The 18171-nt window shown below is 57.8% G+C and carries 19 protein-coding genes and 1 tRNA gene; 16 read left to right on the top strand and 4 right to left on the bottom strand.

The annotated features are described in order from the left end of the window. The 6 genes from VLJ37_09940 to VLJ37_09915 all read left to right on the top strand — a co-directional run. Positions 1-316: DHHA1 domain-containing protein (locus tag VLJ37_09940; GenBank protein HSA59989.1), on the top strand; the 316-nt coding region annotated here is incomplete at its 5' end. A gap of 205 nt (positions 317-521) precedes the next feature. After that, positions 522-1172: a hypothetical protein gene (locus tag VLJ37_09935; protein ID HSA59988.1), complete on the top strand. Its 651-nt coding sequence runs from the start codon at positions 522-524 to the stop codon at positions 1170-1172. Positions 1173-1186: 14 nt separating this feature from the next. Continuing rightward, entirely contained in the window at positions 1187-2791 is a 1605-nt protein-coding gene (locus VLJ37_09930) for a radical SAM protein (GenBank protein ID HSA59987.1), read from the top strand. A 458-nt stretch (positions 2792-3249) separates the two neighbouring features. Further along, the gene (locus VLJ37_09925; protein ID HSA59986.1) at positions 3250-3852 is read left to right on the top strand and encodes a GNAT family N-acetyltransferase; all 603 of its coding nucleotides are present in this window, start codon (positions 3250-3252) and stop codon (positions 3850-3852) included. Positions 3853-4002: 150 nt separating this feature from the next. Further along, positions 4003-4341, top strand: coding sequence for a hypothetical protein (locus tag VLJ37_09920; GenBank protein ID HSA59985.1), 339 nt, complete (start codon positions 4003-4005; stop codon positions 4339-4341). A gap of 226 nt (positions 4342-4567) precedes the next feature. Then, a complete protein-coding gene (locus VLJ37_09915) occupies positions 4568-5248 on the top strand; it encodes a sterol desaturase family protein (GenBank protein HSA59984.1) in 681 nt (226 codons plus the stop codon). A 12-nt stretch (positions 5249-5260) separates the two neighbouring features. Here the strand turns inward: VLJ37_09915 and VLJ37_09910 are convergent, their stop codons facing one another. Genes VLJ37_09910 through rpoH form a run of 3 tightly spaced genes read right to left on the bottom strand, consistent with a single transcriptional unit; the run spans position 5261 to position 7601 of the window. Beyond that, positions 5261-5980 (bottom strand): tetratricopeptide repeat protein, encoded by a 720-nt coding sequence (locus tag VLJ37_09910; protein HSA59983.1) that lies wholly within the window; start codon positions 5978-5980, stop codon positions 5261-5263. After that, positions 5980-6717 (bottom strand): outer membrane protein assembly factor BamD, encoded by a 738-nt coding sequence (bamD, locus tag VLJ37_09905; GenBank protein HSA59982.1) that lies wholly within the window; start codon positions 6715-6717, stop codon positions 5980-5982. Before bamD ends, VLJ37_09910 begins: the two co-directional genes overlap by 1 nt. Continuing rightward, positions 6714-7601, bottom strand: coding sequence for an RNA polymerase sigma factor RpoH (rpoH, locus tag VLJ37_09900; protein ID HSA59981.1), 888 nt, complete (start codon positions 7599-7601; stop codon positions 6714-6716). The genes bamD and rpoH overlap by 4 nt, the downstream gene beginning before the upstream one ends. A gap of 182 nt (positions 7602-7783) precedes the next feature. Here rpoH and VLJ37_09895 point away from each other — a divergent pair, with 182 nt between their 5' ends. From VLJ37_09895 to VLJ37_09885, 3 genes are all read left to right on the top strand, one after another. Beyond that, positions 7784-9283 (top strand): DegQ family serine endoprotease, encoded by a 1500-nt coding sequence (locus tag VLJ37_09895; GenBank protein HSA59980.1) that lies wholly within the window; start codon positions 7784-7786, stop codon positions 9281-9283. 3 nt (positions 9284-9286) lie between these two features. Then, on the top strand, positions 9287-11875 hold the full coding sequence (clpB, locus tag VLJ37_09890) for an ATP-dependent chaperone ClpB (protein HSA59979.1): 2589 nt from the start codon (positions 9287-9289) through the stop codon (positions 11873-11875). A 115-nt stretch (positions 11876-11990) separates the two neighbouring features. Beyond that, positions 11991-13229, top strand: coding sequence for a hypothetical protein (locus tag VLJ37_09885; protein HSA59978.1), 1239 nt, complete (start codon positions 11991-11993; stop codon positions 13227-13229). Here VLJ37_09885 and VLJ37_09880 read toward each other — a convergent pair. Continuing rightward, the gene (locus VLJ37_09880) at positions 13226-14251 is read right to left on the bottom strand and encodes an alpha/beta hydrolase (protein HSA59977.1); all 1026 of its coding nucleotides are present in this window, start codon (positions 14249-14251) and stop codon (positions 13226-13228) included. The two genes, VLJ37_09885 and VLJ37_09880, sit on opposite strands and share 4 nt — an antisense overlap. Positions 14252-14262: 11 nt before the next feature. Here VLJ37_09880 and VLJ37_09875 point away from each other — a divergent pair, with 11 nt between their 5' ends. The 7 genes from VLJ37_09875 (at position 14263) to rpsR (ending at position 18167) form a co-directional block, all read left to right on the top strand. Continuing rightward, entirely contained in the window at positions 14263-15153 is an 891-nt protein-coding gene (locus VLJ37_09875) for a 4-(cytidine 5'-diphospho)-2-C-methyl-D-erythritol kinase (protein ID HSA59976.1), read from the top strand. 77 nt (positions 15154-15230) lie between these two features. After that, positions 15231-15301, top strand: a tRNA-Gln gene (locus tag VLJ37_09870). A 27-nt stretch (positions 15302-15328) separates the two neighbouring features. Continuing rightward, positions 15329-16276: a ribose-phosphate pyrophosphokinase gene (locus VLJ37_09865; protein HSA59975.1), complete on the top strand. Its 948-nt coding sequence runs from the start codon at positions 15329-15331 to the stop codon at positions 16274-16276. A gap of 12 nt (positions 16277-16288) precedes the next feature. After that, the gene (locus tag VLJ37_09860) at positions 16289-17014 is read left to right on the top strand and encodes a 50S ribosomal protein L25 (GenBank protein HSA59974.1); all 726 of its coding nucleotides are present in this window, start codon (positions 16289-16291) and stop codon (positions 17012-17014) included. Beyond that, a complete protein-coding gene (pth, locus tag VLJ37_09855) occupies positions 17015-17548 on the top strand; it encodes an aminoacyl-tRNA hydrolase (GenBank protein ID HSA59973.1) in 534 nt (177 codons plus the stop codon). Then, positions 17545-17931: a 30S ribosomal protein S6 gene (rpsF, locus tag VLJ37_09850; GenBank protein HSA59972.1), complete on the top strand. Its 387-nt coding sequence runs from the start codon at positions 17545-17547 to the stop codon at positions 17929-17931. The genes pth and rpsF overlap by 4 nt, the downstream gene beginning before the upstream one ends. Then, positions 17928-18167, top strand: coding sequence for a 30S ribosomal protein S18 (rpsR, locus tag VLJ37_09845; GenBank protein ID HSA59971.1), 240 nt, complete (start codon positions 17928-17930; stop codon positions 18165-18167). The genes rpsF and rpsR overlap by 4 nt, the downstream gene beginning before the upstream one ends. Positions 18168-18171: the final 4 nt, after the last annotated feature.

Raw genomic sequence — 18171 nt, 5'->3', positions numbered from 1 at the left:
CGTCAACGGCGTGAAGGTCCTGACGTCGATCGTCGCCATCGACGATCCCAAGCTCCTGCGCGACCTCTCCGACCAGAAGATCCAAAAACTGGGCAGCGGCATCGCGGCCCTGGGCGCGGCCAACGGCGACAAGGTCACCCTAATCATCCGCGTCTCGAAGGACCTCGCCTCGAAGTATCACGCCGGCAACATTCTCAAGGAAATCGCCCCGATCATCGGCGGCACCGGCGGCGGCCGCCCCGACATGGCCCAGGGGGGTGGCAGCAAGCCCGAGGCCCTTAAAGAGGCCCTCGGCAAGATCCCGTCCTTGCTTTGAATGATACTATCAGATTGATAACGGCGGCTCGTTGCCGGTTTCTTTTAACCCACCTTTCCTCGATCCTCGATTTCATGTATTGAAGGAAGAGTAATCTTTTCAGGATGTTGGCCCTTACCTCTGACAGCTGCCTCTTGGTGCAACTGTTGCATATTTCTCATTTTATAAATTGAATTTAGTCACAATAGGACAAAAGGAGTAAAAAATGGCACCCATCCGAAAGGCAAAGGGCTACGTCACTTATCTGATGGCACTACTGATCACTGGCCTCTTCGGCCTTTTCCACAAGGCCCCCCCGGCCTGGGCGGAAGACGTGAAAGTAGATCATAACGCCCAAGTCTTCTCTTCTGCTTACAAGGGTGCGATTCAGGTTGCAGAGAACAAGGGTAGCTGGACGGATCGCCTCGGAGATTCCAAAACACTCATTTATAGCAAGCCACCAACAGGCGAACGAATGACCTTTCCGCCCGAGGCGACGCCTGGTGCCGATCGAATGACCTTTCCACCCGAGGCGACGCCTGGTGCCGATCGAATGACCTTTCCACCCGAGGCGACGCCTGGTGCCGATCGAATGACCTTTCCGCCCGAGGCGACGCCTGGTGCCGATCGAATGACCTTTCCGCCCGAGGCAACGCCGGGGCAAGGCGGATATGTTCTGGATACAAAGTCGTATGCAGAACTCAATGCCAAGCTTCAGAGCATCTACTCAAGGGATAGAAATACGCCTTTGACGACCGAAGAGATGATGTTGCTCATGAGCGTGCAGAATGCCCAGCAAGACAGGCATTTGCAAAATCAACTCAATGTCTTGATGCTGATGATTAAAGATTTGCAGAGCAAATTACCGGCCAATTGATGGGAAAGCCGAAAATGCCGGAAAAGATCATCCTTATTAATCCACCGACCACGGATCCCGGAGAGAGTACGATCTATTTTCCGATGGCTCTCTTAACCCTGGGCGGGGTGTTGAAAAAACTCAACGTTACAACGGAGCTTTGGGATTTCGATCTCTATTTCAAGAATGTCAGGAATACGACTGAGACCCAGTTTCGAAAACTATTGTTGGCCGGAGTCGACGGCTCCCGCGCGAGAGTCTTTGGAATTTCATCCATTTGTTCCAATCTGCCCATGGCCCTGTGGATTGCACGAGAGATCAAGCGCCATAAGCGCCAATCAATCATTTTGCTAGGAGGCCCGCAGCCATCCTCCGTTCCTTTGCAATTACTCGAAAGGTTTGACTTCATTGATCTCATCGCCGTGGGTGAGGGTGAAAAGACCTTAGAAGACCTCGTGCAAGCAGGCTTCGATAAACACAAAATCCCGGAAATTCCGGGAGTCGGCTACCGCCATGATGGCGTGGCAAAGCTAACGGCACATCGCGCCCTAGTCCCAAATATGGATGAGCTCCCGTACCCAGATTACTCGTTGATACGCTTCAGCGATTACAGCGCTCATCATTTGAGTACATATGTGGCTCATGTTGAAGTTGGCAGAGGTTGCCCTTATTCCTGTACCTTCTGCTCCACTGCGCTCATGTGGGAGAAGGATTTTCGCGTCAAGTCCCCGCGCCGAATTTTGGATGAAATGGAGTTCCTCAATAAAGAATATGGCTTCAAGGAGTTTGGATTCATTCATGATAACTTCACGACATCCAAAAAGTTCGTCGATGAATTTTGCCAATTCATGGAAAAAGAAAATACTCGTAAGCTGAGATGGGCTGCGAGTTCCCGCACCGACTGCCTTACCATTGAGAGATTAGAAAGAATGCATCGTGTGGGATTGAGCGGCCTATTCTATGGAATCGAAACGGGATCTCCCAGAATGCAGAAAATTATCAAGAAAGGACTTCAGCTTGAAAATTTTGAACCGATCCTTAAGAGAGCGAATGAGTTGGGCATCTGCTCGACGACAGCATTCATATTGGGATTTCCGGAAGAGACTAAGGATGATATCGACCAAACACTATGGCGGGCCTTGCATTACAGGGGGCTTGGCACGGAGAAAATATTTTTCTCCAAGCTCACAGCGTTGACGGGCACTGCCCTTTACGACAATAACCTAGATAAGTTTACCGAATTCTCCCGCCCTTCAACCATCAGTCCGCAAAACTATGGTCTCCCCTTTGTCACGGAGATCATCAGGAAATATCCTGATTTATTCGCATCGTATTACCATATTCCTCATCCGACTCTGAGTTCTGAATATCTTGCGAAGCTGGTTGAGTTCAGCCACTTGCTCATTAACGGCGATCCAAAACTTTCGCTCATGATTATAGAAAACGTGCATTTGGGAGGAACAAGGCTCTTTGAAATGTGGGACGATTGGGCGATGGAGCGGAAGGTTCCATATTGGCTTTACCGGATTTACACCTTAGGTGATTTCAAGCGCGATTTTCAAACATTTTTGGACGAGAAACTATTCTCCCAAATCAAAGTGGATCTCGGCAGAAGCACCATTGCGGCTAGAGCTGCCTAGTGGCTTTGTTTCTTCGAAGTCGAAGGGACATGTGGATTTCATTTACCGTCACGCCGGACTCAAGTTGAAAGGCATCTTCCCGGTAGCCGACTTGAGTAAAGCCAAGCTTTGCGTAGAGGTTCTTGGATGGTTCGTTGTTCTCAAACACGGTAGATCGAGCCAAATCAGCTGAATCTGCTCCACGGACCAGCCATTTACTGTCTTGACGAGTTCTCTGCCTAATCCACGTCCTGTATGCCGGAGCCAGAAGATCGAGCCGGCGGCGTGCACGGTCTGACGCTGTGTTTTGTTATCCTTGTCCTTCGCCAGGACGGTCTTTCAGGCGGTAGCCGCCCCGACATGGCTCAGGGTGGGGATGGCTCAGCGCCTGAAAAGTTAAGAGAAGCTCTTGCTGCAATTCCTCACCTGCTCGCCTAAAATAGGCAACAAAATCACTATTGGAACGATAAACCGTTCTCATGGGCGTTATTCCGCTTATTTCAGGATGTGTCCCCCCGACACAGGTTATGGCATCTGGCGAACTCATTCGTATGGCCGGAGAAGCGGATATTCATCGTTTTGTCGGACATATTTCGGAATTGTTCCAATCATTGAGTGGAGTGGATCGCATTTCTTTTGCCCCATCAGGAAAGATCGATGAAGCTTCTCTTCATAAAGCGAGTTTGGAGCGTTGGACGCGAGGTCTCAATGAACCCCAATGGGGACGGGCCTTCTTACTTATGGATGGCTCCGATCAGTTCGTCTTGGGGCACTTGGAATTGAGGGGCGGAAGGACCTTGGCTGAACTCCATCGCGCCAGTATTTCTATGGGTGTCCTTGGTGCAATGAGAGGACGAGGATTCGGCACTGCGTTGTTGAATAATGCCATTGATTGGACGAAGTCGAACCGTCTTTCATGGCTTGATCTCTTGGTTCTGTCCTCCAATCAAGCAGCCATCAAACTTTATGAAAAAGCAGGTTTCGAAAAAATAGGATATCGACCCGACGCCTTTCGGACGTCTGATTCCACGTTCGATGAGATTCTCATGTCTCTTAAGTGTCCTATTCTTGACATTGGGTAATTAAACACTCATCTGACGGGGCATGTTGAAGCAAGTTTTTTCAAGAAAACCATATAAATTCAGGAACCTGCATATCCTTCTCTGTATGCTGCTTTTTGGCCTCGCCTTTGCAACTCACAAGGCTCAAACAACCAATGGGAGGATACGGATATGGTCACAGCAAAGAAAAAACGTCTCATGTCGGTACTCACAGGATTCATGTCTGCAGCATTCATAGCGACCGCTGCTCATGCTTACTTTCATGATTCGCCAGCAATCAGGAATAAGGCAGTCATAAATCCAGCGGACTCCGTAACCTACATATTCATTCCGACAAACAATGTATCTGAATTCTTTGGCAAAGACTTTAATGGTCGTGATTTTAAGGAGTTTACCGTCAAAAACTTCGGCAATTCGGTGGATAAGGACTTTACTTCTGTTCCCACTGATGCAGTGATCATGTATCAGTTAAAAATAATCATGGATAAATTGGACGCGGGAAAAGACTAACTCATTGTCAATATACGTGGGGCCGCCGAGCAGGCGGCTCCACGTAATGCCTGACGCCGTGAGAAACCTTATTGGCGATTTCCTAAGTTATCTGACTTTTTCCAACCAAGAAGTTCAGAGCCTATTCATCAGCTTATTTTTGACGTTTCTGATCTCAACTATCGAGCCTAGCCGGTGGTCGCGAGGTTCTTGGAAGCATCGGTTTCGTAATTTGTCATTTAAGGCAATGAATGTCATCGCGACCGCGACAGTATCAATCTTGCTCATCGTTCCCATGGTGCCAATTTTGCCTCGCTCCGATGCCGTCGATTCTATGTGGTTTTCTATACCCGCAATGTTGAGAACGTTTTTGGGAGTCCTGCTATTAGACTTGACGATCTATTGGTATCATCGCCTAACACATCTTATACCCGTCGCATGGCAATTTCATCGTATGCATCACACCGATTTTCATCTCGATGGTTCGACTGCCGTTCGATTTCACCCCATGGAAGTACTATTTTCGATGTGTTTTGTTTTTCCGCTTAGCTTCATGGTGGGTCTTCCTGTCGTGGCAAGCGAGGTCTACCTCCTGTTGCAACCAGTTATCACGATATTCCATCACGCGGATATTGATGTAGGAGAAAAGTGGGACAAGATTATCAGATGCATTGTTGTCTCACCGAGAATGCATCATTTGCATCATTCACAGGATGTTCGGCAAATGAATCGGAATTTTGGGATCATTTTTACCTTTTGGGATAGAATCTTCGGAACTTACGAACGAAATTGTGAGCCGGAAACGATCAAGTCTGGCCTGAAGAAGTTCATGGATGAAGAATGGCAAACGATCGATGGCATGCTGGCGACTCCATTCAAGCGAGGTCCTTCATCTCCTTCGGGCTCACTCTATGTTCGTAAAGTTTAGAGCGGGCCCGGGTCACTCTTTTGCTGATTTTCCGTTCTCACACAGCCTCAAATACGTCTGCACGACCTTGTTGTCTTTGTCCTTTGCCAGGACTTCCTTCCAGGCCTTCGAGGCCTTGTCCTTTTGCCCCATGAGGTAGTGCGTCAGGCCCAGTTGGATGCGGGCCGGCTTGAAGGCCGACTTTTCGCCGAGCGCGGCGTTGAATTCCTTCAACGCCTGGTCCTTTTGGCCGTTTTCGCGGAGGGACATGCCGAGCTTGGTGCGGATGTCGGCGTAGCCCGGGCAGAGCTTGAGCGCCTTCTTGTATTCGTCGATCGCGTCGGCGTACTTGCCGATGCCGCGGTAGACGTCGCCCAGATGCGCGTGCAGGTTGGCGATCTTGCCTTTGAGAATCGGATCCAGGTCCGTCGCGCCCTTGCGGTCGTGGATGTGGGGGATGCGCGCGTAAAGGGCCTTGGCCTTCTTGAACTCGCCCAGGTCGTTGTAGAGGACGGCGAGGTTGAGGGTCGCCTCGGCGTAGTGGGGGTTGACCTCCAAGGCCTCTTCAAAGGACTCGATGGCGTTGTTGAACTTGCCGTCCGCGTGGTAAATGATGCCGAGCATGTTGAGCACGTCCGCGTACCGCGCGCCGGTCTTGAGGATTTTTTGGAAATACTGCTCGGCGCGCGCGTAGTTGCGGCTCTCGAAGTGCTTCTTGCCGATCTCGACCAAATCCCGGATTTCGTGCGCCATTATTTCACATCCAATTTAGACGCCAGCCTCTTTCGGTACTTGCTGTCGGGGAAGTGTTGCTCGAAGACCCCGAGGATTTCAAGGGCCCTTTCGCGCTCCTTGAGCCTGACAAAGGAGTCGCCCATCATGTAGAGGGCCCGCTCGTCCAACCCCAGTCCCGTGTAGTTGGTGACGATCTCCTGAAAGCGGGGAACGGCGGCGATGTATTCGCCCGTCTTGTGATAGTAGCGGCCGATGTAAAAGTGGCGCTTGGCGATCTTCTGCCGCGCCTCGACCCATTTTTCCTGAACGGCGGTCCGGAGGTCTCCCGAGGTCCGGTTCATGGCGAGCTCGAAGTACTGGATGGCCGTCTCCAGGTACTTCTGGTCCCGGTCGATCGCCTTTGGGTTCTCCTTCAGGTAGCAGAGCCCGATCTTGTAATAGGCGTAGCCGATCTTGTCGTGCGCGGGATGAAGCTTTGTGAACGCGATGTAGGATTCCGAGGCGAGCAGGAACTCGCCCTTGCGGAAGTAATTGTCGGCGATGGCCAGATCGGCGTCCGCCGACGCGGCGCTGCCCCCGAACCGGCTCTTGAGGACCTCGTAGCACTCGTTGGCGCGCTCGTATTCCTTGTCGTCGGAAAGTTTCTGGCATTCAGCGTAGGCGGTTTCGCCGCTGGAAGCCGATGAGAGAAAGGGCTTCTTGGCGCAGCCGGACGCCGCGAGAAGGGCGAGCCCGATGACGGCGTATCGTTTCAACGAAGTTCCCCGGAAACCTCGGAAGAGAACCCCGACGCGGTCAGGACCGCGCGGATCTTCTTCTTGGCGCGCTCCTCGAGCTGCCGGGCGCGTTCGCGGGAAATCTTGTAGTGGTCGCCGATCTCTTGGAGCGTCATCGGCTCGTCGGTCATCAGGCGTTTTTCGACGATGTAACGCTCTTTGTCGTTCAGGGTCGTCATCGCCGACCGGACGTCGTCCCGCACCTTGGACTCCTCTTCGGCGCGCGCGACGTCGTCTTCCTGGTTGTCGGCCGCGGCCAGGAGATCCAGCGCCGTCGTCTGGCCGTCTTCGCGCAACGGCGCGTCCAGGGAGGCGTCGCGACCGCTCATGCGGGCGTCCATCTCCTCCACGTCGCGGTCGCTCACATGAAGGGCCTTGGCCACGATGCCGCGTCCGGCGTCGTCGAGGGTTTCCTGCCCGCCGCCGGACATCAGGCGCGCCAGAGCCCGCTTCGTCTGAGAGAGTTTGTAAAAGAGCTTGCGCTGGGCCTGCGTGGTGCCGATCTTCACCAGACTCCAGCTCTTGAGGATGTAGCTCTGGATCATCGCCCGGATCCACCACACCGCATAGGAGATGAGGCGATAGCCCTTGTGCGGATCGAACTTTTTGACGGCGGTCATGAGGCCGATGTTGCCTTCCTGGATCAGGTCGGACATCCGCATGCCGTAGGATCTGTATTCGTAGGCGACCTTGACGACGAAACGGAGATTGGAGGTGACGAGCCTGTGGGCGGCCTCGACGTCCCCATCCTCGCGGTAGCGGACCGCCAGACGGAACTCCTCCTCCGGAGACAGAAGTGGGAAACGATTGATCTCCGTGAGGTAGCTCGAGAGCGATCCCTGTGGAACCGGCAAACGCGACATGGAGGTCACCTCAACTTGCAAATATAGGGAGGATAGCTCGCTGTGTCAATAGACCCCCCTTACCTTGACAGGCGATGGAGGATGATTATTATCTCATTAATATTATTAAATAATTTTAACTACAATTGGGTCAGCGACAACGGTAGATTTCGGGGAAACAAGGGGTGAGCGGGAGGAGCTTTATGGAAACGCGTCGGTCTTGGACAAAAGCGATCGGCATCGGAATCTTGGGGGCGGTGGTCGGTGTGGTCTCCGTCATCGGACTGGACCGCGATTCGCGCGTCAAGGCCGTCGAGTACTTTCAAGAAGGACAGAAACCCGTCTCGACGGCGCCTCAACCCCTGGCGCCCGCCGTTCAGCCCGCGGCCTTTTTCGGGGCTCTGCCCACCTTCTCCGACCTGGCCAAGAGGGTGAGCTCGTCGGTCGTGAACATCAGTACCACGAAAAACGCGCGCCGCCGCATGCCGCAGGGATTCCATCGAATGCCGCGGGACCCGTTCTTTGACGACTTCTTCGAGCACTTCTTCGACGGACCGGGCATGGACGCCCCTCAAAAAAGCCTCGGATCCGGTTTCATCATCAACAGCGAAGGATACATCATCACGAACAACCACGTGGTTGAGGGGGCGGACGAGATCCAGGTGATGGTGGACGGAAAGCGGAAGTACGACGGCAAGATCGTGGGCAGCGACTCCAAGACCGACCTGGCCGTCATCAAGATCACGGCCGCGAATCTGCCCGCTGCGACTTTGGGGGATTCGAGCCAGGTGCAGGTCGGCGACTGGGTGATGGCCGTGGGCAACCCGTTCGGTCTCGATCATACGGTCACGGCGGGCATCGTTTCGGCCAAGGGGCGGGTGATCGGGGCCGGGCCTTACGACGACTTCATCCAGACCGACGCATCGATCAATCCCGGCAATTCGGGCGGACCGCTGTTCAACCTCAAGGGCGAGGTGGTGGGCGTCAACACGGCGATCGTTGCGGCGGGCCAGGGAATCGGTTTCGCCATCCCCATCAACATGGCCAAAGAGCTGGTTCCGCAGCTGATCAGCAAGGGCCGGGTCACGCGGGCCTGGCTGGGCGTTGGCATTCAGGACATCACGCCGGAGCTCGCCAAGTCGTTCAATCTCCCCGATCAGAAGGGCGCCCTCGTGTCGAACGTCTTTCCCAACAGCCCGGCGGAAAAGGCGGGGCTCAAGAGCGGCGACGTCATCCGCTCGTTCGAGGGGAAACCCATTGAGGAGTCCCATGACCTCCCGACGATGGTCGCGCGCGAACCGGTGGGCAAGACCTCGGCCATGAGCGTGCTGCGGGAGGGCAGGGAGCTGTCTCTTCAGGTCACGCTGGGTGAGATGGACAAGGGCGATCAGGTCGCCGAAGGCGGGGCCAAGTCCTCGTCCGCCGAGCTGGGGCTGACGTGCCGGGACGTGACGCCGGAGGAGGCGGCCCAGATGGGGCTCGCGCAGGACAACCGGGGCGTCTCGATCGTGAACGTCGAGTCGGGGAGCCAGGCGGAGATTGCGGGCGTTCAGATCGGGGATGTGCTACTCTCGATCAACGGACAGAAGATCAACGGCGTGGCGGACTACATCGCCGCCTCGAAGAAGGTGAAGACGGGGGAGATTGTCCGGCTTTTCATCAAGCGGGAGGACTCGACGGTCTTTCTCGCTTTTGCCAAATAAACGATGCGCCTCGATCAGCTGACACTCAAAGCCCAGGAAGCGGTCCTCGATTCCCAAAAGCAGGCGGAGACGCGCGGGAATCAGCAGGTGGAACCGGAGCACCTTCTCCAGTCGCTTCTCGACCAGAGCGAGGGGCTGGTGAGGCCCTTGTTGCAAAAGCTTGAAGTGGACGTGCCGGCGCTCTCCGCGCGGATCGCGGCGGAGCTGAACAAGATCCCGAAGGTCACTCCCCTCCAGGGGAACGTCTACATTTCTTTCAGGCTCAAGCAGGTCTTCGACAACGCCCGGCTCGAGGCCGAAAAGCTGAAAGACGATTACGTCAGCACGGAGCATCTCCTCCTGGCCCTGGTCGAGGTCAAGGAGTCGCCGGCCTCGCAGATCCTCCGCGAGCTCGGGGTCTCCAAGGACACCGTCCTCAAGGCCCTCCAGCAGGTGCGTGGGACGCACCGGGTGACCGACCAGAACCCGGAGGTGCGGTATCAGGCCCTCGCCCGCTACGGGCGGGACCTCACGGAACAAGCGCGCCGGGGCAAGGTGGACCCGGTCATCGGGCGGGACGACGAGGTCCGGCGGGTGATGCAGGTGCTCTCGCGGCGCACCAAGAACAACCCGGTTTTGATCGGTGAGCCCGGCGTGGGCAAGACCGCCATCGTGGAGGGCCTCGCGCAAAGGATCGCCCATGGGGACGTGCCGGAGAGCCTCAAGGACAAGCGGCTCGTGGCCCTCGACTTGGGCGCGATGGTCGCCGGCTCCAAGTACCGGGGCGAGTTCGAGGACCGGCTCAAGGCCGTGCTCAAGGAGGTCACCGAGGCGGGCGGCGAGGTGATCCTTTTCATCGACGAGTTGCACACCTTGGTCGGGGCCGGCGCGGCCGAAGGCGCGGTCGACGCCGCCAACATGCTCAAGCCCGCGTTGGCCCGCGGCGAGCTCCGGTGCATCGGGGCGACGACGCTCGACGAATACCGCAAACACGTCGAGAAGGACGCGGCCCTGGAGAGGCGGTTTCAGCCCGTCGTGGTCGGCGAGCCGTCGGTCGAGGACACCATCGCCATCCTCCGGGGCCTCAAGGAACGCTACGAGGTTCATCACGGCGTGAAGATCCAGGACTCGGCTCTCGTCGGCGCTGCGACGCTCTCTCATCGCTACATCGCCGACCGGTTCCTGCCGGACAAGGCGATCGACCTGGTCGACGAGGCGGCGTCGAAACTGAGGATCGAGATCGACAGCATGCCGACGGAGATCGACACCATCGAGCGGAAGATCCTGCAGCTCGAGGTCGAGAAACAGGCGCTCAAAAAGGAAACGGATAAGCCCTCGCAAGAACGCCTGGCCAAGATCGAAAAAGACCTGTCCTCCCTCAAGGAGGAATCCACCCAGCTCAAGGCCCACTGGCAGAACGAGAAGGCGGCGATCGCGAAGATCCGCGAGGTCAAGGGGGCCATCGAGGCGACCAAGGCCGAGGCCGAGCAGGCCGAACGCCACGGCGACCTGGGCCGCGCCGCGGAGCTCAAGTACGGAAAACTCCACGAGCTCCAGAAGAATTTGGAAAAGGAAAACGAACGCCTCGCGAAACTTCAGAAAGACGTGAAGATGCTCAAGGAAGAGGTCGAGCCCGAGGACATCGCGGAGGTCGTGGCCAAGTGGACGGGCATTCCCGTCTCGAAGATGCTCGAAGGCGAGGTCCAGAAGCTCATCCACATGGAGGAACGCCTGCGCGAGAGGGTGATCGGCCAGGACGAGGCGCTCAAGAAGGTGGCCAACGCCGTGCGCCGCTCGCGGGCGGGGCTCTCGGACCCCAACCGGCCGATCGGCTCCTTCATCTTCATGGGGCCCACCGGCGTCGGCAAGACCGAGACGGCGCGCGCCCTGGCGGAATTCCTCTTCGACGACGAGCAGGCGATGGTCCGGATCGACATGTCCGAGTACATGGAAAAGCACTCGGTCTCGCGCCTGATCGGGGCCCCGCCGGGTTACGTCGGCTACGAGGAAGGCGGCCAGCTGACCGAGGCCGTCCGCCGAAGGCCCTATTCCGTCATCCTCTTCGACGAGATCGAAAAGGCCCACCACGACGTCTTCAACGTCCTGCTGCAGGTCCTGGACGACGGGCGGCTCACGGACGGCCAGGGTCGCGTGGTGGACTTCAAGAACACCGTCATCATCATGACCAGCAACATCGGGAGCCAGCACATTACCGAACTCGCCGGGAAAGATGAAAAGGAGATGGAAAACCGGGTCATGGAGGCCCTGCGCGGCCATTTCCGCCCGGAGTTCTTAAACCGTGTCGACGACCTCATCCTCTTCCATTCCTTGTCCGAAAAGCAGATCGAGAGGATCGTCGACATCCAGACCGCCCATCTGCAAAAACTCCTGTCCGAGCGGAAGATCACGCTGCACCTCACGGCCAAGGCCAAACACTTTTTGGCCAAACAGGGCTACGACCCCGTCTATGGGGCGCGTCCGCTCAAGCGGGCGATCCAGAAGTATCTTCAAGACCCCCTCTCCATGCAGATCTTGGAGGGGGACTTCCACGAGGGCGACGAAGTGACCGCGGACGCCGCGGACATCGGCGGTCTGACGTTCAAGAAGGGGTAAGCAACCTTTACGCGTCTCCGCCGAAAAAGACCCCGTGTTTGTCTCACGAACCTCTTTTTCGTTTCTCCTTCCTTCGGCGGTCCTTGCTTCCGAGATCAGGCCCCCTGAGCCGAGGTTGAATGCCACCTCCCTGGGGGAAGACGGTCCGATCCGGACGCCGACCCGGACGCCGCTGCTCTGGGAACCGGACTTAGGCCTCGCGCAAGGATTCCGGGCCTCCTTTCACCGCGCCGAAATCCGCCTGAACCAGGACGGGAGTCCCGTCTCACCCCGGGGGCTTCCCGGGGAGGTGTGGCAGATGTATCCGCCCGAGGGTCGATCTTCCGCCGGTGAGCCCGCCTTGCCCGCCATCCCTTCGGATCGGGGGGCCATCCGCCGGGATTCCTTCGCCTGGATGAAAGCGGGAGGCCGTTCGCCCGATGAGGGTCTTCTCGTCAAGATTCTGGCCGAGCGGATTCGGCTGGAGTTGTGGAAGGCGATGAACACTCGCTCCCGTTCGGCGATCGCTGCGGCCGTCGTGAACGGCGGAAAGGTCACCGTCCGCGTGACGCCCCTCGACGGCACCCTGCAGAATTACCGTTTGGATCTCCGGAAGCACGGGGCCCCCCAAACCGACGTCCATCAGGTCCAGTGGGCGCTGAATCTTCAGGACGGATCCATCGAGCCGATGGAATACGGTGGACACCACCCATGGGAAGAAGTGGCCCGCGAGCGCGGTGTGCCGCTTCGGGGATTTATCCCCATCTACCGGAATATCCGGTTTGCGACGGCGGGACTGAGAGGGGATCCGTTGCTCATCGAGCTCTCGCCGGATTTGATCGAATTTCACTGCCGAAAGACGGTTTTGGTCCGGCATTTTTCCAAAATCTCCGAGCGTGTGAGACAGGCCGTGGAGCGTCATTGCGTTTCGAACCGTCTTTCGCGGGGGGCGGGAGAGCGCTTGCAGGTGCTCATGAAGCGGATTTGCGAGGCGCTTCGGGACAAGGAAATCGAGGACCCCTCCCTGGTCTGCGAGCCCATGCTCCAGATCTGGATCCGCAAGCCGGACGAGACGCTTGACCGGGCTGTCATCGAAATCTTGACGCGGGCGGAAGGTTTTCAAAAACCCCATCAAAAACACGATATTCTCTTGACCCTTTTGCGCAATCCCAAGGTACTGAATGAAAAGCTCCCCTTTCTACAGCATGAATACATCCACCTGGACCCCAAAGGACGGCCGGTGGACGACGACCTTGAGTTTGAAGACACGATCGGCCGTACGGGACTCCCCCTGCGATTATATCTGGATGCCCTCCACGTCAGGCCCCCGGAACTCGATGACTGGGACCGCGAAGCGGCCGGGCAGGAAGGTTAGCGGGACCCGGCGACCAGCCGGAGCTTGATGTTCCTGCGTCCCATCTTGGAAGGTTTGGACGCCTTGGACTTCTGGGTCTTTTGAAGAGACGGCTGCACGCGGTCCTTGATGAACTTCTCGATCCTCAGATTGATCAAATCCGGCTGCTCGACCAGTCCCGCGTGGGTCGCCTTGTGCATGACGAACAGCTCCGACTCCGGGACCAACCGGTGCATCTTTTTGGAGATCCACACCGGCGTGAACTGGTCGTACTCTCCCGCGATGACCAGCACCGGCACGCGGATCTTGCGGAGCATGTCTTCGGAGGAATTGTCCTGGGCGCTCTTGAGGAGCAACTGGAAAAAGGTCGGGTCCACGGAAAGGACGTGCTCGATGTAGCGCTCGGTGTCCTTCTTGTCGATCATCCCCGTGTGCATGACCTTGAGGACGCCGCCCAAGAAGAAGGAGAGGGGATTCTTGAGGAGCAGGCGGCTGATGAGGTTGCTCTCGCGCGGAAAGGCGAGCGAGATTTCGTGAAGCACCCGGAAGAGGTAGCGGGAGAACCGCGAGTTGTAAAAGTGGTCCATCGGCCTCCCGTAGGTGCCGAAGCAGAGGACCATGCCGCCGACCTTGTCGGGCCAGCGCCGGTAGAATTCCAAAATGACCTGCACGCCCAAGCTGTGGCCGATCAGAACCGGCTTTTCGAGCTTTTGGTTGTCGACCATCGCCTTCAAGTCCTTCACGAGCGCGAAGAGGTTGTAGTTCTTGGGGTTCTTTTTGAGCTCCGATTTGCCATGTCCGCGGTAATCCCAGGTGACGACTTGGTGCGCGGTCCGGAAGGCCCGTTCGAGATAGACCCAAAAAAAGGTGCCGACGCCGAGTCCGTTGCAACAGACGATGGGCGGAATGCCCCGCCCAAAACTCCGGTAGTAAAGCTCGGTGCCGTCGAAGCTCTTGACCTTGCCCTCCTTGAGGGAGGAAAGCGTGATCATCTTGCCGCGTCGCCGTTCGGAGATTTTGACATTTTCCAAAAGGTCGGCCATGAGCGGAACGTATGATGAATCCCGCGATGAATCCAGGGGAAAAAGGCAGGTTTTGTCTTGCCGCGCCCGCCAAGGTGAATCTGGGTCTGAAGATCACCGGGAAGCGCCCGGATGGATATCACGATCTGCAGAGCCTGATGGTCCCCTTGAGCTTTGGAGACACCCTCGCGTTCGAGGCCCTGCCGGAGGCGGGGACTTGGGAGGCCTCCTGCGACCATCCCGACGTGCCCGTGGGGGAGGATTCCCTCGTCGCGAGGGCCTTCCGGTTCGCGGCGGGTGGTTTGGGTTATGAAGGGGGCCTGAGGCTTCTCCTGAAGAAGGCGATTCCGATGGGGGCGGGGCTGGGGGGAGGGTCCAGCGATGCCGCGGCCGTCATGAGGGCGGTCGAGCTCCTGACCGGGCGGAACTTAGCCCCGTCGGCCTATCCGGAAATCGCTTATAAAATCGGAGCCGACGTCCCTTTTTTCCTCACGGACGGGGCCAAATGGGTCCTCGGGATCGGCGAGGAGGTCCGTCCCGTGGCGTCCCTGCCTCCCCTCCATCTGATTCTTATTCATCCCGATGTGGCCATCTCCACCAAGTGGGTGTATTCCCAATTGAAAATCAATCCGTTGACAACCCCACCCCCCGCTGTTAGCCTCCGCGCCGCTTTTGAGTCGATGACGTGCCTCTGCACGTATTTGACCAACGATCTGGAATCGGTCGTGCTGCCCCACTATCCGGTGGTCGGAGAGGCGAAAGAAGCTCTCAAGACCTTTGGCGCAGACGCGGCCCTTATGTCCGGGAGCGGATCGACCGTCTTCGGTCTATACTCCGACCCCCAAAAGAGGGACGAAGCCCTCAGAGTGCTGAAAGCAGCCCATCCCGAATGGTGGGTTGCCGCAGCATCCAATTTGTTGTGATCCCTCTTGGGGAGCAGCCGAGGATCCGGCTTTGCCGGTCCGAAGGCGTCGAGGGGTGAAACCCCTCGAAGTTATTTTCGGGGGTCGTCTAACGGTAGGACAGGGGCCTTTGAAGCCCTTAATCGTGGTTCGATTCCACGCCCCCGAGATTGAGAATGAGAGAAACGAAATGTCCATCTACCAACAAATGAAAATCTTCTCCGGGACGGCCAACCCGGAGCTTGCCCAGAAGATCGCGGACGACATCGGCGTTCCCCTGTGCAAGTCGACCATCCGGCGGTTCGCGGACGGGGAGATCTTCGTCGAGGTTCAGGAAAACGTCCGAGGCATGGACGTCTTCGTCATTCAATCGACCTGCGCGCCGGTGAACGAGAACCTGATGGAGCTCCTGATCATCATCGACACGCTCAAGCGGGCGTCGGCCGACCGGATCACCGCGGTGATACCGTACTACGGTTATGCCCGCCAGGATCGAAAGGTTCAGCCGCGCACGCCGATCACCTCCAAGCTCGTGGCGGACCTCCTGACGGCGGCGGGCACGCAACGCGTGCTCGCGATGGACCTGCATGCGGGCCAGATCCAGGGTTTTTTCAACATCCCCTTCGACCATCTCTACGCGACGCCGATTTTTCTCGATTGGTTGATGAAGGAGAGAAACGCGCCGGACGATCTCATCATGGTGACCCCGGACGCCGGCGGCACGGAGCGCGCGCGGGCCTACGCCAAGCGGTTGAACGTGGAGCTCGCGGTCATCGACAAGCGCCGGACGGGTCCGAACCAGTCGGAGGTCATGAACCTGATCGGCGACGTCTCCGGCAAGCACGCCGTGATCGTCGACGACATCTGCGACACGGCGGGGACGCTCACCCAGGCGGCCAAGGCCATCATGAACCACAAGGCCAAGTCGGTGATGGCCATCTCCACGCACGGGGTGCTCTCGGGGCCGGCGATCCAGCGCATCAACGAGTCCCCCATCGAGGCGCTGGTGGTCGCAGACACGATCCCGATGGGCGACAAGGTCAAGCAATGCCCCAAGATCAAGGTTTTGTCGGTCGACAATTTGCTCTCGGAGGCGATCCGTCGGATTCATACGGGTGAATCCGTGTCGTCTCTGTTCGTCTAGCCAGGAGTCACTATGGAAAGGTTAAAAATAGCAGCGGAAGTTCGTGAGTCGGGGCGCAAGGGGCTGAACCGCCGGCTCCGCAAGGACGGGCGGATACCGGCGGTCCTGTACGGCCGCGGCGAAAAACCGGTCAATCTCTCCCTCCCCACCAAGGAATTCACGCACATGATGAAGGGGGCATCCGGCATGAACGCCCTGATCGACCTGAGCCTGAGTGCGGGAGGCAAGGCCAGCCAGCTCGTCGTCATGGTGAAGGACTTCCAGACGGACGCCCTCCGTCACGTCATCTCCCATCTCGACCTCTTGAAGATCGACATGACGCAGAAGATCGTGGTCAAGGTGCCCATTCACGTCGTGGGCAAGTCGGTGGGCGTCACCAACGGCGGCTTGCTGGAACAGGCCAACCGCGAGATCGAGGTGCGATGCCTTCCCGGGAACATCCCCGAGAGGATCGACGTCGACATCACGCCGCTGGACATCGGTCAAGCCGTCCATACCAAGGACCTCGTTCTTCCGGAAGGCGTCGAGGCGGTGACCGGAGCGGATCAGCCGATCGTGTCGGTCGTCACCCCGCGCGAAGAGGAAGTGGCGGCCCCGGCGGTGGAAGCGGCCCCGGCGGAGGGTGCGGCGGCGGCCCCGGCGGGCGGTGAGGCCGCCCCGGGCGCAAAGGCGGAAGCCAAGCCCGAGGCCAAGGCGAAATCCGCCGGAGGCGGAGAGGCCAAACCGGAAAAGAAGTAAATGAAGCTCGTTGTTGGTTTGGGGAATCCCGGGGAAAAATATCAGGGAACCCGCCATAATGTCGGCTTTGACGTCATCGAGAGATTGGCGGATCGCCATGGAGTCCGGATCTCCAAAAAGGGTTTTTCCTCCCTGTGGGCGAAGGGTTCGGTCGGCGGCGCGGACGTCCTGTTTCTCCTCCCGCAGACCTACATGAACCTGTCGGGAAGGGCGGTGCGCGAGGCCCTGGACTATTACCGGTTGGGCCCGGGCGATCTGGCGGTCGCCCACGACGACCTGGACCTGGCCCTGGGCCGGGTCAAATGGGATTTCGAGTCGGGCGCGGCGGGGCATCGGGGCGTGAGTGCGATCATCGATCACCTGGGCACGAAGGCGTTTCGCAGGGTCCGGATGGGGATCGGGCGTCCGCAGGCGAAAGAGGATGTCGAAGGATTTGTTCTGTCTCCCTTCGCGAAGGGCGAGCGGGAGGCGGTGGAGGCCATGACGGAAGAAGCCGTCGGTCTTTTGGAATCATGGATTCGGGAGGCAAAATGAGCGAGAAAGCACGGAAGTACGAAACGATCTACATCCTGAGGGCGGACATCACGGATGAGGCCGAGAAGAAGATCAACGACAAGATCGTTGAGGTGGTGGCGAGGTTCCAGGGCAAGTTGGACGAGACCAGGGATTTGGGCAAGAAGCCGCTGGCCTACCGCATCGCCAAGCACACCAAGGGCCATTATTTTCAGTTGAACTACCAGGGCGGCGGACAGGTGGTCGAGGAGCTGGAGCGCCATCTGAGACTGTCGGAGGACGTGATTCGCTTCCTCACGGTGAAGGAGGTGCAGCGCCGTGACATCCGCGAAGAACCCCGTCCCGGCATGCATAAGGAGCCGCATGGTAAGGAGATGCATCCGCATCAGGAGGTGACGACATGAGCACAGCACCGGCACGGAGAACCAAGAAGAAGGTCTGCCGTTTTTGCAGCGATCATCAAATCTACCTGGATTACAAGGAGCCCAAGCTGCTCTCATCCTTTGTGACCGAGCGCGGGAAGATCATCCCCCGCCGCGTGACCGGCAACTGCGCCTACCACCAGCGCCGGGTCCAGGAGGCCGTGAAGAGGGCGCGTATTCTGGCGCTTCTTCCGTTCACGGCGAATTACCAGCCTTAAAAGG

It is taken from the genome of bacterium (assembly GCA_035454885.1).
GTDB lineage: Bacteria > UBA10199 > UBA10199 > JACPAL01.
This window is presented reverse-complemented; position numbering and strand designations above follow the sequence as displayed.

Bases quoted from the DNA above. Each gene is read 5' to 3' on its own strand.
- rpoH (HSA59981.1), bottom strand. From the start codon at position 7,601: ATGTCGCGTTTGCCGGTTCCACAGGGATCGCTCTCGAGCTACCTCACG.
- VLJ37_09930 (HSA59987.1), top strand. From the start codon at position 1,187: ATGCCGGAAAAGATCATCCTTATTAATCCACCGACCACGGATCCCGGA.
- VLJ37_09875 (HSA59976.1), top strand. From the start codon at position 14,263: ATGATGAATCCCGCGATGAATCCAGGGGAAAAAGGCAGGTTTTGTCTT.
- pth (HSA59973.1), top strand. From the start codon at position 17,015: ATGAAGCTCGTTGTTGGTTTGGGGAATCCCGGGGAAAAATATCAGGGA.
- VLJ37_09895 (HSA59980.1), top strand. From the start codon at position 7,784: ATGGAAACGCGTCGGTCTTGGACAAAAGCGATCGGCATCGGAATCTTG.
- clpB (HSA59979.1), top strand. From the start codon at position 9,287: ATGCGCCTCGATCAGCTGACACTCAAAGCCCAGGAAGCGGTCCTCGAT.
- rpsR (HSA59971.1), top strand. From the start codon at position 17,928: ATGAGCACAGCACCGGCACGGAGAACCAAGAAGAAGGTCTGCCGTTTT.
- VLJ37_09920 (HSA59985.1), top strand. From the start codon at position 4,003: ATGGTCACAGCAAAGAAAAAACGTCTCATGTCGGTACTCACAGGATTC.
- rpsF (HSA59972.1), top strand. From the start codon at position 17,545: ATGAGCGAGAAAGCACGGAAGTACGAAACGATCTACATCCTGAGGGCG.
- VLJ37_09935 (HSA59988.1), top strand. From the start codon at position 522: ATGGCACCCATCCGAAAGGCAAAGGGCTACGTCACTTATCTGATGGCA.
- VLJ37_09925 (HSA59986.1), top strand. From the start codon at position 3,250: ATGGGCGTTATTCCGCTTATTTCAGGATGTGTCCCCCCGACACAGGTT.
- VLJ37_09910 (HSA59983.1), bottom strand. From the start codon at position 5,980: ATGGCGCACGAAATCCGGGATTTGGTCGAGATCGGCAAGAAGCACTTC.
- VLJ37_09860 (HSA59974.1), top strand. From the start codon at position 16,289: ATGGAAAGGTTAAAAATAGCAGCGGAAGTTCGTGAGTCGGGGCGCAAG.
- VLJ37_09880 (HSA59977.1), bottom strand. From the start codon at position 14,251: ATGGCCGACCTTTTGGAAAATGTCAAAATCTCCGAACGGCGACGCGGC.
- VLJ37_09915 (HSA59984.1), top strand. From the start codon at position 4,568: ATGAATGTCATCGCGACCGCGACAGTATCAATCTTGCTCATCGTTCCC.